At 72.8% G+C, this 13848-nt stretch carries 15 protein-coding genes; 6 read left to right on the plus strand and 9 right to left on the minus strand.

Annotation, left to right across the window (positions count from 1 at the left end; translation table 11 throughout):
* Together ACZ7CF_RS06350 and ACZ7CF_RS06355 are read right to left on the minus strand one after the other, a co-directional pair.
* On the minus strand, nt 1–1467 hold the full coding sequence (locus tag ACZ7CF_RS06350; RefSeq protein WP_360384284.1) for a catalase: 1467 nt from the start codon (nt 1465–1467) through the stop codon (nt 1–3).
* An 18-nt stretch (nt 1468–1485) separates the two neighbouring features.
* Complete coding sequence (locus tag ACZ7CF_RS06355; protein WP_470369034.1) at nt 1486–1908, minus strand: Fur family transcriptional regulator; 423 nt, start codon at nt 1906–1908, stop codon at nt 1486–1488.
* A 111-nt stretch (nt 1909–2019) separates the two neighbouring features.
* Here ACZ7CF_RS06355 and ACZ7CF_RS06360 point away from each other — a divergent pair, with 111 nt between their 5' ends.
* Nucleotides 2020–2697 (plus strand): MOSC domain-containing protein, encoded by a 678-nt coding sequence (locus ACZ7CF_RS06360; RefSeq protein WP_470369035.1) that lies wholly within the window; start codon nt 2020–2022, stop codon nt 2695–2697.
* A 23-nt stretch (nt 2698–2720) separates the two neighbouring features.
* Here ACZ7CF_RS06360 and ACZ7CF_RS06365 read toward each other — a convergent pair whose 3' ends face one another.
* Entirely contained in the window at nt 2721–3368 is a 648-nt protein-coding gene (locus ACZ7CF_RS06365) for a MarR family winged helix-turn-helix transcriptional regulator (RefSeq protein ID WP_470369036.1), read from the minus strand.
* A gap of 215 nt (nt 3369–3583) precedes the next feature.
* On the opposite strand from ACZ7CF_RS06365, the gene ACZ7CF_RS06370 reads away from it, so the two are divergent.
* The 3 genes from ACZ7CF_RS06370 to ACZ7CF_RS06380 are packed head-to-tail and all read left to right on the plus strand — an operon-like array spanning nt 3584 to nt 5291.
* Nucleotides 3584–4174, plus strand: a complete 591-nt coding sequence (locus ACZ7CF_RS06370) for a protoglobin domain-containing protein (RefSeq protein WP_458432574.1) — start codon at nt 3584–3586, stop codon at nt 4172–4174.
* Nucleotides 4168–4722, plus strand: coding sequence for a redoxin domain-containing protein (locus tag ACZ7CF_RS06375; protein WP_458432572.1), 555 nt, complete (start codon nt 4168–4170; stop codon nt 4720–4722). The genes ACZ7CF_RS06370 and ACZ7CF_RS06375 overlap by 7 nt, the downstream gene beginning before the upstream one ends.
* Nucleotides 4723–4751: 29 nt before the next feature.
* Complete coding sequence (locus ACZ7CF_RS06380) at nt 4752–5291, plus strand: carboxymuconolactone decarboxylase family protein (protein WP_470369037.1); 540 nt, start codon at nt 4752–4754, stop codon at nt 5289–5291.
* A 46-nt stretch (nt 5292–5337) separates the two neighbouring features.
* Here ACZ7CF_RS06380 and ppk2 read toward each other — a convergent pair whose 3' ends face one another.
* The 6 genes from ppk2 to ACZ7CF_RS06410 all read right to left on the minus strand — a co-directional run bounded on the left by ppk2 (nt 5338) and on the right by ACZ7CF_RS06410 (nt 10383).
* On the minus strand, nt 5338–6303 hold the full coding sequence (gene ppk2, locus ACZ7CF_RS06385; RefSeq protein ID WP_458432568.1) for a polyphosphate kinase 2: 966 nt from the start codon (nt 6301–6303) through the stop codon (nt 5338–5340).
* Between the two features lie 77 nt (nt 6304–6380).
* Complete coding sequence (locus tag ACZ7CF_RS06390; protein ID WP_470369038.1) at nt 6381–6899, minus strand: hypothetical protein; 519 nt, start codon at nt 6897–6899, stop codon at nt 6381–6383.
* Nucleotides 6896–8254, minus strand: coding sequence for a hypothetical protein (locus ACZ7CF_RS06395; protein ID WP_360384266.1), 1359 nt, complete (start codon nt 8252–8254; stop codon nt 6896–6898). The genes ACZ7CF_RS06390 and ACZ7CF_RS06395 overlap by 4 nt, the downstream gene beginning before the upstream one ends.
* Before the next feature lie 25 nt (nt 8255–8279).
* The gene (locus tag ACZ7CF_RS06400) at nt 8280–9047 is read right to left on the minus strand and encodes an ABC transporter ATP-binding protein (RefSeq protein ID WP_360384264.1); all 768 of its coding nucleotides are present in this window, start codon (nt 9045–9047) and stop codon (nt 8280–8282) included.
* The gene (locus tag ACZ7CF_RS06405) at nt 9044–9835 is read right to left on the minus strand and encodes a zf-HC2 domain-containing protein (RefSeq protein ID WP_470369039.1); all 792 of its coding nucleotides are present in this window, start codon (nt 9833–9835) and stop codon (nt 9044–9046) included. The genes ACZ7CF_RS06400 and ACZ7CF_RS06405 overlap by 4 nt, the downstream gene beginning before the upstream one ends.
* Nucleotides 9832–10383, minus strand: a complete 552-nt coding sequence (locus tag ACZ7CF_RS06410) for an RNA polymerase sigma factor (RefSeq protein ID WP_458434413.1) — start codon at nt 10381–10383, stop codon at nt 9832–9834. Before ACZ7CF_RS06410 ends, ACZ7CF_RS06405 begins: the two co-directional genes overlap by 4 nt.
* 145 nt (nt 10384–10528) lie before the next feature.
* Between ACZ7CF_RS06410 and ACZ7CF_RS06415 the strand changes: the two genes are divergently transcribed.
* Together ACZ7CF_RS06415 and ACZ7CF_RS06420 are read left to right on the plus strand one after the other, a co-directional pair.
* A complete protein-coding gene (locus ACZ7CF_RS06415) occupies nt 10529–11293 on the plus strand; it encodes an ABC transporter ATP-binding protein (RefSeq protein WP_360384260.1) in 765 nt (254 codons plus the stop codon).
* Complete coding sequence (locus ACZ7CF_RS06420) at nt 11293–13758, plus strand: ABC transporter permease (protein ID WP_470369333.1); 2466 nt, start codon at nt 11293–11295, stop codon at nt 13756–13758. The genes ACZ7CF_RS06415 and ACZ7CF_RS06420 overlap by 1 nt, the downstream gene beginning before the upstream one ends.
* Nucleotides 13759–13848 lie beyond the last annotated feature (90 nt).

Here is a 13848-nt window from a genome sequence, read left to right on the forward strand (position 1 = left end):
TCACAGCGCGCCGATCGCCTCGCACGCCTTGCGCACGCCCTCGCCGTACGCGGGATCGGCCTGGCCGCAGTGGAAGACGTGCCGTTCGACGGTCTCCCTGCGCGCGCCCTTGATCGCCCGCGCGGTGTTGTCGAACAACCGCTGCTGCTCCTCGCCGGTCATCAGCCGGAACAGGTCGCCGGGCTGCTCGAAGTAGTTGTCGTCGTCCGCGCGGAAGTCGAACCGGTCCGCGGTGGCGCCGACGGCCTGGGCCGGCTCGGCGTAGGCGGGCTGCTCGGACCAGCGGCCGTGGTTGTTCGGCTGGATGCCGGGTACGCCGCCCTGGTTGCCGTCGACCCGCATGGCGCCGTCGCGGTGGTAGGTGTTCACGAGCCGCGCGCCGTTGGGGTGGTTGACCGGGATCTGGTGGTGGTTCACGCCGAGCCGGTACCGCGCCGCGTCGCCGTAGGAGAACAGCCTGCCCTGCAACATCCTGTCCGGGCTCAGCGAGATGCCGGGCACGACGTTCGCCGGGGTGAACGCGACCTGCTCGACGTCGGCGAAGTAGTTGTCCGGGTTGCGGTCCAGGCGCAGCTCGCCCGCCTCGATGAGCGGGTAGTCCTTCTTGCTCCAGACCTTGGTGAGGTCGAAGGGGTGGAAGCGGTAGCTCGCGGCGTCGGCCTCCGGCATCACCTGGAGGTAGAGCGTCCAGGCCGGGTGCTCGCCCCGTTCGATGGCGTCGTACAGGTCGCGCTGGTGCGACTCGCGGTCGCGGCCGATCAGCTCACCGGCCTGCTGGTCGGTCAGGTTCTCGATGCCCTGCCGGGTGCGGAAGTGGAACTTGACCCAGTGCCGCACGCCGTCGGCGTTGACCATGCTGTAGGTGTGCGAGCCGAAACCGTGCATGTGCCGGTAGGAACGCGGGATGCCGCGGTCGCTCATCACGATCGTCACCTGGTGCAGCGCCTCGGGCAGGTTCGTCCAGAAGCCCCAGTTGTTCTCGGGGTCGCGCAGGTTGGTCCGCGGGTCCCGCTTCACGGCGCGCGCGAGGTCGGGGAACTTGAGCGGGTCGCGGAAGAAGAACACCGGCGTGTTGTTGCCGACCACGTCCCAGTTGCCCTCCGCGGTGTAGAAGCGGGTGGCGAAGCCGCGGATGTCGCGTTCGGCGTCGGCGGCGCCGCGTTCGCCCGCCACCGTGGAGAACCGCAGGAACGTCTCACACCGGTTGCCGACCGCGCTGAACAACGCGGCGCTGGTGTAGGCGGTCAGGTCGGCGGTGACGGTGAACGTGCCGAACGCGCCGGAGCCCTTCGCGTGCATCCGCCGCTCCGGGATCACCTCGCGGTCGAAGTGCGCGAGCTTCTCCAGCAGCCACAGGTCCTGCAGCAGCACCGGGCCGCGCGGACCCGCGGTGAGGCTGTTCTGGTTGTCGGCGACCGGTGCGCCGGCGGCGGTGGTCAGCGGGTCGGTGTTGTCCTCGAACGCCATCAGGGAAACCTTCTCGGGTCAGGGGTTCTGGGCTGCGAGGTGGCACGGGGAGCACAGCCCCCGGTGCACGACCTCGGTCTCGTCGACGCGGAATCCGTGCGTCTGCGGGAACTGCGGTGGAGCCGGGTGCTCGCCGCGCTCGACGTCGGCCACCGCGCCGCAACCGCGGCACACCAGGTGGTCGTGGTCGTGACCGCGCAGCTCGAAGCGGGCTGGCGCGCCGGTGTCCAGCCGGCGCACCAACCGTGCGTCGGTCAACGCCGTGAGCACGTCGTAGAGCGCTTGGGTGGACACCGATCCGATGTCCGCGCGGACGGCCCGGCCCAGCTGCTCGACGTCGGCGTGCGGGTGGCTGCCGAGCGCGGACAGCACGGCGAGCCGTTGTTTCGTGATCCTCAACGAGGCTCCGCGCAACGCGGCGACCAGGTCGTCAGCGGTCAAGGCGGGCTCCTCATCGACAATGAATAGTTAGGACTCCTAGCAAGATTGTGGCATGCTCGGCCCGCTTCGATCAACCAGTCCGGATCAGTTCAAGAAAACGGGGGAGACCCGATGAGCGACGCTCACGTGGTGGTCGTGTCCACCGGAGTCGTGCGGGAGCTGCCGTGGCGGGGGCGTGCGGTGACCACCGCCATCGCGAAAACGCCCACGCCCCACCAGGTGGAGGTCGGCCGCCTCGGTCTGGCGGGGGACGAGCAGGGGGACGTGGAGAACCACGGCGGGCCGAACAAGGCGGTCCTGCTGTACTCCGCCGAGCACTACACCGCCTGGAGCGAGGAGATCGGTGAGCTCGCGATGCCCGCGTTCGGTGAGAACCTCACGACGTCAGGACTGCTGGAGAGCGACGCGGTGATCGGTGCGGTGTACTCCGTCGGATCGGTGCTGCTGCAGGTGTCCCAGCCCCGGCGGCCCTGCTTCAAGCTCGCCGCCCGGCACGGGGTGGACGACCTGGCGGTGCGCGCGCAACGCAGTGGCCGCACCGGTTTCTACTGCCGGGTGCTCCAGCCGGGACACCTCGTGCACGGCGACCGGCTGGTCCCGGTGAGCACGCCGATGCACGGCATCACCGCCGCGGAGGTGCACCGCGTCGTCAACCTCGACCGCGGTGACCGGGAGGGTGCCCGGCACCTGCTCCGGCACGCCGGGGTGCTGCCCGAGTCGTGGGCGGGGATGCTGCGGCGGCGGCTCGACGGGCGGCTCGACTCGCAGTCCGAACGCCTGCACGGCTGAGCCGACCGGCTCGGACCGCAGGCTCAGGGTGCGGTGGTGCGCTGCCTGCGCCGGACCGCCGGCGTCTTGGCCGGTTCCGCCTCGTGCTCCGGGCAGTCCGTGCGCAACCCGGCCAGTGGCAACGGCATGCGCAGCAGGTGGCAGTGGTGCGGCGCGTCCGGCTCGGGGTGTTCGTTCGGCCCGAAGAAACGGCATGTCGTGCACGTGCGCGACACGGTCACCACGCCCGTGCGCTGCAAGTCCGCGATCACCCGCAGCAACGTGTGCAGCGTGGTCGCGCGGTCCGCGTCGGGCAGTGCGCCGAGCGCGGACGTCAGCGGGTCGTCCCAAGAGGACAGTCGACGCGCGACCTCCTCGCCGCCGGGGGTCAGCGCCAGCGACCGCCTGCGCCCGTCCGTGCCGGGGGAGCGGGTCACGAGCTCCTTGCGCTCCAACGCGGCCACCGCGTCGGACATCGTCGGCGTGGTGACGTCGAACTCCTGCGCCAGCGCGGCCACCTCACGCCGTGCCTGCGGTTGCTGCGCCAGTGCCAGCACCGCCTGCTGCTGCAACGGCGTCAGCCCGTGCTCCCGCGCCGTGCGCTGGGCCAGCGACCGCATGCCGTGCCCGATCCGCTCGATGGCGTCGGCGAGCCGCCGGTCGAGGCCGGCCGTGCCGTCGGTGTCAGTCATGCGATCCGCCCTGTGACTAGTGCTTTCCCGGCGATCGTACGCACCGGGCGCAAATCGCCCCGGCTGAGACGTGGGTCACCTGAGCGAAGAACTAGGTAGGAGTCCTACCTAGTTTGTGGCAGACTGGCTTTCGCCTCCTCCGGGACCGCTCCGGTCCCGGAACCTCGCCCCACTGGGGACGAGCGGACTTCTCCGTCCTTGCGAAGGAAAGCGACATGACCACTCCTGAACCCGTACCGGGCTACACCCACGACGATCCCGGTCTGGCCCCGTCCCCGGTCACCCCGGCCGACCTGGAGCTGCTGCTGGCCACCGTCCTGTTCGGACCGGAGGACCAGGAGGCCCTGCTACTGGCCGGTGAGGTCCTCAGTGGACAGATCGAGCAGGTCCTGGACGTCTGGTACGGGTTCGTCGGCTCGCACCCGCACCTCGTGGCCTACTTCGCCACGCCGGACGGCACGCCGATCCCCGAGTACCTCGCACGGGTCCGCGCCCGGTTCGCCCGCTGGATCACCGACACCTGCACCCGCCCGTACGACGAGCGCTGGCTCGCCTACCAGCAGGAGATCGCGCTGCGGCACACCGTGCCGAAGAAGAACGAGACCGACCACGCCGACTCGGTGCCGCACATCCCGTTGCGCTACATCATCGCGTTCGTCTACCCGATCACCGCGACGATCCGGCCGTTCCTCGCGGCGGGCGGCCACGACGAGCAGCAGGTCGACGCCATGCACCAGGCCTGGTTCAAGGCGGTCACCCTCCAGGTCGCGCTGTGGTCGCAGCCCTACGCCGGGCGGTCGTGGTGAGCCCGCTGCCGGCACCCGCGTCCGATCCGCTCACGCAGGCGCCGCCGTGGGAGACCACCGAGTGGTTCAACAGCGAGCCGCTCGACCTGGCCGGCCTGCGCGGCCGCGTGGTCGTGCTGGAGGCGTTCCAGATGCTCTGCCCCGGCTGCGTGAGCCACGCGCTGCCGCAGGCCGTGCGCCTGGCGAAGACCTTCGGCGACGACCTCGCCGTCATCGGCCTGCACACCGTGTTCGAGCACCACGGCGCGATGACCCCGGTGAGCCTCAAGGCGTTCCTGCACGAGTACCGCATCCCGTTCCCGGTCGGCGTCGACGCGGCGAGCGGCGACCACCCGGCGCCGGTCACGTTCAGCCGCTACCGCATGCGGGGCACGCCCACCACCGTGCTCATCGACCGCGACGGCGTGCTGCGCGGCCACCAGCTCGGCCAGGTCGACGACATGTCGCTTGCCTCGGCCGTGACGCGCCTGCTCGACGGCGCCGTCCCACCCGCCGTGGACGGCACCACTCCACCCGCCGTCTGCTCCGTCGACGGCACCTGCACCTGATCCCGTTCCACAACATCAAGGAGAGAACCATGTCCCGCATCGAGCTCACCAATCCCGACCAGATCACCGACGAGCGCGCCGAGACCCTGGCACAGATCAAGGGCGCCTTCGGCCTGGTGCCGAACATGTTCCGCGCGGTCGCCAACTCCCCGGCCGCACTGCGGAGCATGTGGGCCCAGTTCGGCGCACTGGGCGACGGCGTGCTCGGCGCCAAGCTCGGCGAGATGGTCGCCGTGGCCGTCGCCGACCGCAACCGCTGCGACTACTGCCTCTCGGCGCACACGATGCTCGGCAAGAAGGCCGGCGCCACCACCGCCGAGATGACCAGCGCGCAGAGCGGCCAGTCCGACGACCCGCGCGCCGCCGCCGTGCTCGCCCTGGCCGTGACCCTGGTCGACAAGCGCGGCCAGATCGCGGACTCCGACGTGCAGGCCGCGCGTGACGCCGGGCTGAGCCAGGAGGAGATCGTGGAGACGGTGGCGCACGTGGCGCTGAACGTGTTCACCAACTACATCAACGTGGCGCTGGACGTGCCGGTGGACTTCACCCGCGTGTCGCTGACCCGTTGACGGACACCGGAGGCCGGGGAGCGGTGCCAGGCTCCCCGGCTCCCGGTCACGGGTGCAGCCCCGGCCCCGGTTCGGCGCTCGGCGCGATCGGCGTCGGGCTCAACGCCGTGTCGTCCTCGCCCTCCTCCAGCAACGTCGCCGCGGCGCCGACGACCCGGACGTCGGGCGTCCCGACGGCCTCGACGTCCTTGTCGGCGTAGTCGAACCGCGCCAGCACGCTGCGCATCGCCTCGATCCGCGCGCGCTTCTTGTCGTTGCTCTTCACCACGGTCCACGGCGCGATCTCGGTGTCCGTGGACCGGAACATCGCGACCTTGGCCTCGGTGTAGTCGTCCCAGCGGTCCAGCGACTTGATGTCGTTGGGGCTGAGCTTCCACTGCCGCACCGGGTCGATCTGCCGGATCACGAACCGGGTGCGCTGTTCGTTGCGCGACACCGAGAACCACAGCTTCACCAGCAGCACGCCGTCCTCGACGAGCATCCGCTCGAACTCCGGCGCCTGCTTCATGAACAGGTCGTACTCGTCCTTCGTGCAGTAACCCATGACGTGCTCGACGACGGCCCGGTTGTACCAGGACCGGTCGAACAGCACGATCTCGCCCGCGGTCGGCAGCTCGCGGACGTAGCGCTGGAAGTACCACTCGCCGCGCTCGCGCTCACTCGGCTTGCCGAGTGCCACGGTGCGCAGGCCGCGGGGGTCGAGGTGTTCGCTGAAGCGCTTGATGGTGCCGCCCTTGCCGGCGGCGTCACGGCCCTCGAAGAGGATCACGAGCCGTTGCCCGGTCTCGGTCACCCAGTGCTGCAGCTTCAGCAGCTCGATCTGCAGCAGCCGCTTGACCCGTTCGTACTCCGGGCGCGACATCCGCTCGGTGAACGGGTAGTTCTCCCGCCACGTCAGCACTTCGCGCCCGCTGGCGTCGCGCAGGATCGGTTCGTCCGCGTCCGAGTCGGGGAACTCGGCGGTGTATCCCTCGGCGAGCAGGTCCGCTGAGTCGACAGTCAGGTCCGTCACGAAATCGTACATACCCGGCGGAACGGAAAAGAAACCGCCATTCATGTTCTGGCGGGGCCCAAGGATGTCTTAGCTCACTATAAGTTCAGTGCAGGCTGAAATAAAACGTAGACAGCAGTTCCGGCAACACCGAATGCCACCATCACCACACCGGCCTGGACCGAGTCCGGCGGCGCGACCAACCAGCTGTCGGTGAAGAACGTGACGGCGAACGCCGCGCACGGCAGCGGCCAGGCCAGGTGCCCGCCGAAGAACGCGGCGCCCAGCGCGGCAAGTCCCGCCATGCCGACGCACCCGCGCAGCACGAACGGCAGCGGCGCGGTGCCGGCGACGAGCACCACGGCCACGACGGTGATCGCGGCGACGTGGCCCAGCCGGTACAGCGGCCACGGCCAGGCCGCCGTCCGGTCGAGGTCCGCGTCCTGGCCGGACAGGCCGGTGGCCAGGGCGCAGACGGCGGCGGTGATGGCCAGCGCGGGCCACCTCGGGTCGGGCGCAGACGGGGTCACGACCCGGACGAGCAGGCAGCACACCACCGCTGCCAGTGCGGACGCGGGCACCTGCCGGCTGCGCGCGTAGAGCAGGAGGGCTCTCACAGCACCCCGCCGGTGAGCGCGGTGAGCTGGTCGCCTCGGCACGACAGCCCGACCGCGCGGGCCGCGCTCACCTGACGCAGCTGCTGCTCCGGCGGGAGGGCGCGGAGCAGGTCCCAGGCCTGGCGGGCGGGTTCGGCGGCGGCTTCGCGCAGGAAGCGGTAGTTGTGCAGGTCGGTGAGCCGGCCGGTGAACCAGGCCGCGGTGGCGGTCCTGGCCGCCGTCTCGCGGACGGTGGCGCGGTCGCTGTCGAGGTCGGTGAAGCAGGTGGGGGTACCCGCGCCGGCCACCAGCTCGGTGCGCCAGTCAGCGGGTTCGAAGTACTCGAACGCGCCGCCGGTCAGGTGGATCAGCACGACGTCCGGGGTGCGCGGGACGGTGTGCAGCGACCGGCTCGGCTGTGCGGCGTCGCGCACGGACGTGGGCGGGTCGGGGAGTTTCCGCAGCAGGCGCAGGGCTTCCTCGGCCGCCGGTGCGAGCTCGTCCAAAGAGGACTGGTCGAGCCGCGCCACGCACGCGGGCCCGCGGCACACCAGTGCGGACACGGCCTCGTTGCGCACGAAGGTGCGGGCGGGCAGCACCGGCAACGCGACCGCCGCCCCGACGACGACGGGTACGAGCGCCGCCACCCGCAGCCGCGCGGACGGGGCGACGAGCAGCCAGAAGCCGGTCAGCGCCAGCCCCGTCAGCCAGATCGCCTGACCGAGGTGGACCGCGCCGGAGACGGTGGCGTAGACGTTGCGCACCGCCCACAGCGCCGGTGACAGCAGCACGACCTGGTTCGGCAGGACCTGCTCCGGTTGTGTTCCCGGGTCCTGCGAGATGGTGAGGAACACCAGCGCCACCATCGCGCTCACGGCGAGCAGCGGCGGTGTGAGGACGGACGGGAACACGCGGGCGAGGCCCATGCCCAGCCATCCGCCCGCGACGACGGCCAGCGCGCCGACGGCGGTGGTCGGCAGCCAGGCGAGGTGGAAGATCCCGCCGTGCCACACGGCCTGGGCCGCGCCGAGTGCGAAGACCGCCAGGTAGCCGAGCGCCAGGCAGATCGCGAGGGCACCGGCGGTGGCCGCGCCGCGGTGCCAGGTGGGGCGGGCGGTGGTGGCGAGGAGGTCCCGGGTGCCCTCGCGGTGGTCGCGCAGGCCCGCGACGGCACCCGCTCCCACGGTCAGCGGCCACAGGAAGACCAGCAGGAACCGCAGCCACTCGGCGGCGGTGTGCCACTGCGCGTCCCACGCCTCGCGGCCCTTCCACCACGGGGCGCTGAGGCTGTAGAGGACGGCCACCGCGCCGGCGACGAGCAGCAGGCCGGCCCAGGGGGCGAGGGAGCGCCGGAGCTCCAGGCGCAGGGCCCTCACCGCCGCCACCGCCGGGGTGAGGGCGTCACCACGTCCCACGCTGCCGCGGCGAGGCGAGCAATGCGCTGTAGCCGCGTTCGATCGGGCTGTCCCCGGCGTGTCCGGCTGTCCCCGCCGCCGCGAGCTGCGCCGGCGTGCCCTGGAACACGAGCCTGCCCTCGGCGAGCAGCACGACGTCGGTGCACGCGGCGGCGACGTCCTCGACCAGGTGGGTGGACACGACGACGCACGCGTCGGTGCCCAGCTCGGTGAGCAGGTCGCGGAACCGCAGGCGCTGGGCCGGGTCGAGTCCCGCGGTGGGTTCGTCGAGCAGCAGGACCTCCGGGTCGTTGACGATGGCCTGCGCGATGCCGGCGCGGCGGACCATGCCGCCGGACAGCGTCTTGAGGCGGTCGTCGGCGCGGTCGGCGAGCCCGGCCCGCTCGACGGCGCGCTGCACGGCCGCCGGGATCTCGGGGCCGGGCACCTCCTTGAGCCACGCCATGTACTCGACGAACTCGCGGACGGTGAACCGGCGGTAGTGGCCGAACTCCTGCGGCAGGTAGCCGATGCGCCGCCGCAGCGAGCGCAGGTCGGGGTCGCCGAGCAGGGACAGCGTGCCGGAGGCGGGGCGCAGCACGGTGGCCAGTGCGCGGATGAGGGTGGTCTTGCCTGCGCCGTTGGGGCCGAGCAGGCCGTGGACGCCGCGGCCCATGGTGAGCGTGACGCCGTCGACGGCGGTGCGGCGGCGGCCGACCTTGACCACGAGGTCGCGCGCCTCGATCTCCCAGGCGTAGGTGGTGGGTGCGGTCATCGGTGGGCCTCCAGGCGCGTGAAAGCGGTCCTGCGCAGGGTGATCAGGAGCAGTCCGAGTGCGAGCACGGCGACCCAGACCGGGGTGACGGCGGGGTCGAGGACGGGGGTGCGGCTGAGCGCCACGGTCGGTGCGGCGATCACGGCGGCCCACAGCACCACCAGGGCGGTGGCGGCGCGGGTGACGCCGATCAGCCCGCCCAGGGCGAGCGTGCCGGTCGTGAAGGCGAGGCACGGCAGCAGCCACTGGGCCGGCGAGGCGCCGGTGAGCCACCCGGCGACGGCCAGGCCGGGCAGGACGACCACGAGCACGCCCGCGGTGCGCCTGAGCACCAGCGGCAGACCGGCGCGCGGCGTGGCGGCGACGAGCTCGTAGGCCGGGTCGAGAGCACGCCCCCACGCCGCCGCCACGCCCAGCACGGGCAGAACGGGGGCGATGAGCAGCACCAGCGAGATGTCGTCCGGTGAGGCCGCCCCGAGCTGGTCGAGCAGGACCGAGGCGAGCGTGACCAGCATGATCATCGCGAGCCACGGACCGGCGACGGGGGAGGTCCACGTGGTGAGGCGGCGGCGCCACATCCGCGCGCGCGGCATCTGCGGGGTGTGGTCGAGCAGCGGGGCCAGCTGGGCCCACGCCGCGTCGGCCACGGGGTCGGGAGCGAGGCGCCCGCGGCACGGCGCGCAGGTCTCCAGGTGCGACTCGACCGCCCACAGCTGGTCGGCGGGGAGGTCCTGGGCACCGCGGGCGTACCGGCGCAGCAGCTGCTCCGCGGGGTGGTGGGCGGTCATGACAGTGCCTCCCGCATAGCGATCCTCGCCCGCCTCGCGCGGGTCTTGACGGTGCCCTCCGGCAGCCCGAGCAGCACCGAGGTCTCGCGCACCGACAGCCCGTCGAGCACCATCGCCTGCAGCACCTGCCGCAGCTCCGGCGCCAGGGTGCGCAGCGCGTCGCCGACCTCGTCGCCGACCACCCCGTCGAGCGCCTCGTCCTCCGCGGCGCGCACGACCGGCTCGACCGCGGCGGCGGTGGGCGGCTGGGCGTGGTGGGCGCGACGGCGGAAGGCGTCGACCAGCCGCCGGGCCGCGATGGTCCACAGCCAGCCGACCGCGCTGCCCCCGGTGGCGGCACCGGCGAAAGCGTCGGCGGCCCGCCAGACCGCCAGGTAGGTCTCCTGCAGCACCTCGGCGACGATCTGGTCGTCGGAGCACCGCCGGCGCAGCCGGACCGTGAGCCACGGCGCGGTGCGGCGGTAGAGCTCCTCGAACGCACGGCGGTCACCCCGTGCGACTCGGCGCACGAGGTGTTCCTCGTCGAGGACGGCGGGCTCACCCCGGATTGCTCTCACACTCCGCAAGACGTCGGGATCGCGGAACAGGTTCTCACGCTGGTGTGGTCTGCGTCACAAATCAGGCCCTGGAGAACCGGTCGCGGTGCCGCCGTCGTCTGGCCGCACAAATCCCGGCGAAGACGAAGCAGGTGCGATGACGGTGTCTCCAACGTCCCCAGTGTCCCGAGCGGAGGTCCGCGGGGCGGTGTCGTCACACGAACTGGTGAAGACCTACGGCAGCGGTCCGGCGGCGGTGCGCGCACTCGACGGCGTGAGCGTCGCGTTCCGCGCCGGCGAGCTGACCGCGATCATGGGCCCGTCCGGGTCGGGCAAGTCCACGCTGCTGCACTGCCTGGCCGGCCTGGACCGGGCCGACGCCGGCACCGTCCACATCGGAGATGCCGAGCTGACGGCGTTGTCCGACAACGGGTTGACCCGGTTGCGGCGCGACCGGGTCGGGTTCGTGTTCCAGTCGTTCAACCTGCTTCCGACGCTGTCCGCGCGCGACAACATCCTGCTCGCGCTGCGGCTGGCCGGTCGCGAGGTGGACCGCGAGTGGTTCGCGGCGGTCGTGGACACGCTCGGCCTGGGCGACCGGCTGCGGCACAAGCCCGCCGAGCTCTCCGGCGGCCAGCAGCAACGCGTGGCCTGCGCGCGGGCGCTGGTGGGCAAGCCGGACGTGGTGTTCGCCGACGAACCGACCGGCAACCTCGACTCCCGCACCGGCGCCGGCGTGCTGGAGTTCCTGCGCACCTCGGTGCGGGAGCTGGGGCAGACCGTGGTGATGGTGACGCACGACCCGGTCGCCGCGTCCTACGGCGGCCGCGTGGTGCTGCTGGCCGACGGCCGGGTCGCGGGCGAGATCCACGACCCGACACCGGAATCCGTGCTGGGCGTGCTCTCCAGGCTGGGGGCGTGATGCTGCGGACCACCCTGGCCGGGCTGCGCGCCCGGTTCGCGCGGCTGGTGCTGTCGTCGCTCGCGATCGTCGTCGGCGTCGCGTTCGTGTCGGGCACGGCGGTGCTGGCCGACGCGCTGCGGGCGGAGATGAGCGACGAGTTCGCCCGTTCGGCCCGCGGTGTCGACGCCGTCGTGGAACCGGTCGAGCGCGCGTTGCCGGACGTCGCCGCCGTGCGCGCCGTCGACGGTGTCGCCTCCGCCGAACTGCGGCGCACGGTGCCCGTGCCGATCGTCGGCGCGTCCGGCCGTGCGGACGAGGCCGGCCTCGTGCCTCTCGCCACCGACCCGGCACTGCGGCCGCAGGAGGTCGTGCGGGGCGCGCTCCCCGGCGCCGGGCAGGTCGCGGTCAGCGAGCAGACCGCCCGCGACCGCGGCCTCGCGGTCGGAGCCGAGGTCACGCTGCTCGGCACCGACTCGGCGCCGGTGCGGTTCACCGTGAGCGGTGTCTACGACAGCGGCACCGCCGAACGCCCCGGCAGCGCCCAAGTCCTGCTGCCCGACGTCACGCCGTTCGTCGACCCGGCGCGACCGCCCTACGACGCCCTGGTCGTGGTGCGCTCGGCCGGAGCCGGCCAGGGCGAGCTCGTCGAGCGGCTGCGGGCCGCGCTGGGCGAGGAGTTCACCGTCTCCAGCGGCGCCGCCTACACCGAACGGCTGCTCGACCGCAGCGGCGGCAACGACGAGGTGGCGCTGGCGATGAGCCTCTTCGCGGTGGTCGCGCTCGTGGTGGCGGCGATGGTCGTCATGAACACGTTCACGATCCTCGTCGCCCAGCGCACCCGTGAGCTCGGCCTGCTGCGCAGCATCGGTGCCGGCCGCGGCCAGGTCTTCCGCTCGGTGCTGCTGGAGTCCGCCGTGCTCGGGCTGGTCGCCTCGGTGCTCGGCCTCGCAGCCGGGATCGGCCTGGCGGCGGCACTGCAGGCGGTGCTCGGGTCGTCGCCGGTGCGGCTGCCGGTCGGTGGTGCGGCGGTCGCCGGGGCGTTCGCCGTCGGGCTCGGCGTCACGCTGGTGGCTGCGCTGGCGCCGGCCCGGCGCGCGACCCGGATCTCCCCGATGGAGGTGCTGCGCACCCAGGCCGACAGCCGCGAGGAGGTCGCGCGCACCGGCCGGGCCCGCACCGTCGTGGCGGTCGTGCTGGCGGTCCTCGCCGCGCTGTGCGCCGGGCTGGCGCTGACCCAGGCCTCGGGGCCGAAGCTCGCCATGGTCCTCGCGGTCGCCGCCGGCATCGCCCTGCTCGCCGCGGTCGTGACCGCGGGCCCGCTGATCATCGGGCCGGTGCTGCGGGTGCTGGGCGCCCTGCCGCGGTCGCTGTTCGGCGTCCCGGCCGCGCTGGCGACGGCCAACGCCACCCGCAACCCGCGCCGCACCGCGGCCACCACGGCCGCGCTGCTGGTCGGCGTGGCGGTCGTGACGATGCTGACCGTGGTCGCGACCAGCGTGCAGAAGACCAGGGACACCGAATTGGCCGAGCGGTTCCCCGCCGACTACGAGGTCCGCAGCGCCGTGAGCGACCGCCCGCTGCCGTCGGCGTTGCTGGAGCGGATCAGCACCGCACCCGGTGTCGAGGCGGCCGGCGGCCAGACCTGGCTCCCGTTCACCTTCGGGCCGGGGGAGACCGGCCGGTGGGCCAACATGACCGCCGTGACCCCGGAAGCGCTCGGCACGCTGATCCGCCCCGAGGTCGTCCGCGGCGACCTGGGCTCGATGCGCGGCAACGGGATCGTGCTCACCGAGGAGACGGCCCGGAGGATCGGCGCGGACGTCGGCAGCGAGGTCACCGGCACCGTCGAGGGGACCTCCCGAGTCCTGCGCGTGGTCGCGGTGGTGAAACCGGCTGGCGGCGCCGACGCCTACACCGACCGTGCCGCCTGGCCCGGTACCGGCGTGGACACGATCGCGGTCAAGACGGCACCCGGCACCGACGGCAGGGCCGTGCTGGCCGCGGCGACCCAGTCCGTGCCGACCGCGCAGGTCGTGAGCTTCGCCGACGTCAGGGCCGGCTTCACCGCGCAGGTCGACCGGCTGCTGGCGTTCGTCTGGGCGATGATCGGGCTGGCGGTGCTGACGGCGTTGCTCGGCATCGCGAGCACCATGACGCTGTCGGTGCTGGAACGGCGCTGGGAGTCGGCCCTGCTGCGCGCGCTGGGGTTCACCCGCGCGGAGCTGCGCAAGGTGCTGCTGGTCGAGTCGAGCCTCATCGCCCTCGCCGGTGCCGTGCTGGGCGCCCTCGTCGGGGGCACGGCCGCGGTGCTGCTCGTGGTGGCGCTGTCGCGGGACGACGAGCTGCGGATGGTCGTGTCCGTGCCGTTCGGGCAGCTGGTGGCGTTGTTCCTCGCGGTCGGCGTCGCGGGTGTGCTCGCGGCGGTGCTGCCGGCCCGCCGGGCGGCCTCCACGTCGATCGTGGCCGGTCTGTCCGACCACTGAGCCGGACCGGGGCCCGGCCCGCGTGCTGCTCCGGGTCGGCGCCTGATCGTGTTCGGCGGCGACGAGCAGTTGCGGGCCTTCACGCCGGTC

The organism is Lentzea sp. NPDC036955, from assembly GCF_055608005.1.

Coding starts and splice junctions, on each gene's coding strand:
- ACZ7CF_RS06350 (WP_360384284.1), bottom strand. CDS start 1,467: ATGGCGTTCGAGGACAACACCGACCCGCTGACCACCGCCGCCGGCGCA.
- ACZ7CF_RS06360 (WP_470369035.1), top strand. CDS start 2,020: ATGAGCGACGCTCACGTGGTGGTCGTGTCCACCGGAGTCGTGCGGGAG.
- ACZ7CF_RS06365 (WP_470369036.1), bottom strand. CDS start 3,368: ATGACTGACACCGACGGCACGGCCGGCCTCGACCGGCGGCTCGCCGAC.
- ACZ7CF_RS06370 (WP_458432574.1), top strand. CDS start 3,584: ATGACCACTCCTGAACCCGTACCGGGCTACACCCACGACGATCCCGGT.
- ACZ7CF_RS06380 (WP_470369037.1), top strand. CDS start 4,752: ATGTCCCGCATCGAGCTCACCAATCCCGACCAGATCACCGACGAGCGC.
- ACZ7CF_RS06400 (WP_360384264.1), bottom strand. CDS start 9,047: ATGACCGCACCCACCACCTACGCCTGGGAGATCGAGGCGCGCGACCTC.
- ACZ7CF_RS06405 (WP_470369039.1), bottom strand. CDS start 9,835: ATGACCGCCCACCACCCCGCGGAGCAGCTGCTGCGCCGGTACGCCCGC.
- ACZ7CF_RS06415 (WP_360384260.1), top strand. CDS start 10,529: ATGACGGTGTCTCCAACGTCCCCAGTGTCCCGAGCGGAGGTCCGCGGG.
- ACZ7CF_RS06420 (WP_470369333.1), top strand. CDS start 11,293: ATGCTGCGGACCACCCTGGCCGGGCTGCGCGCCCGGTTCGCGCGGCTG.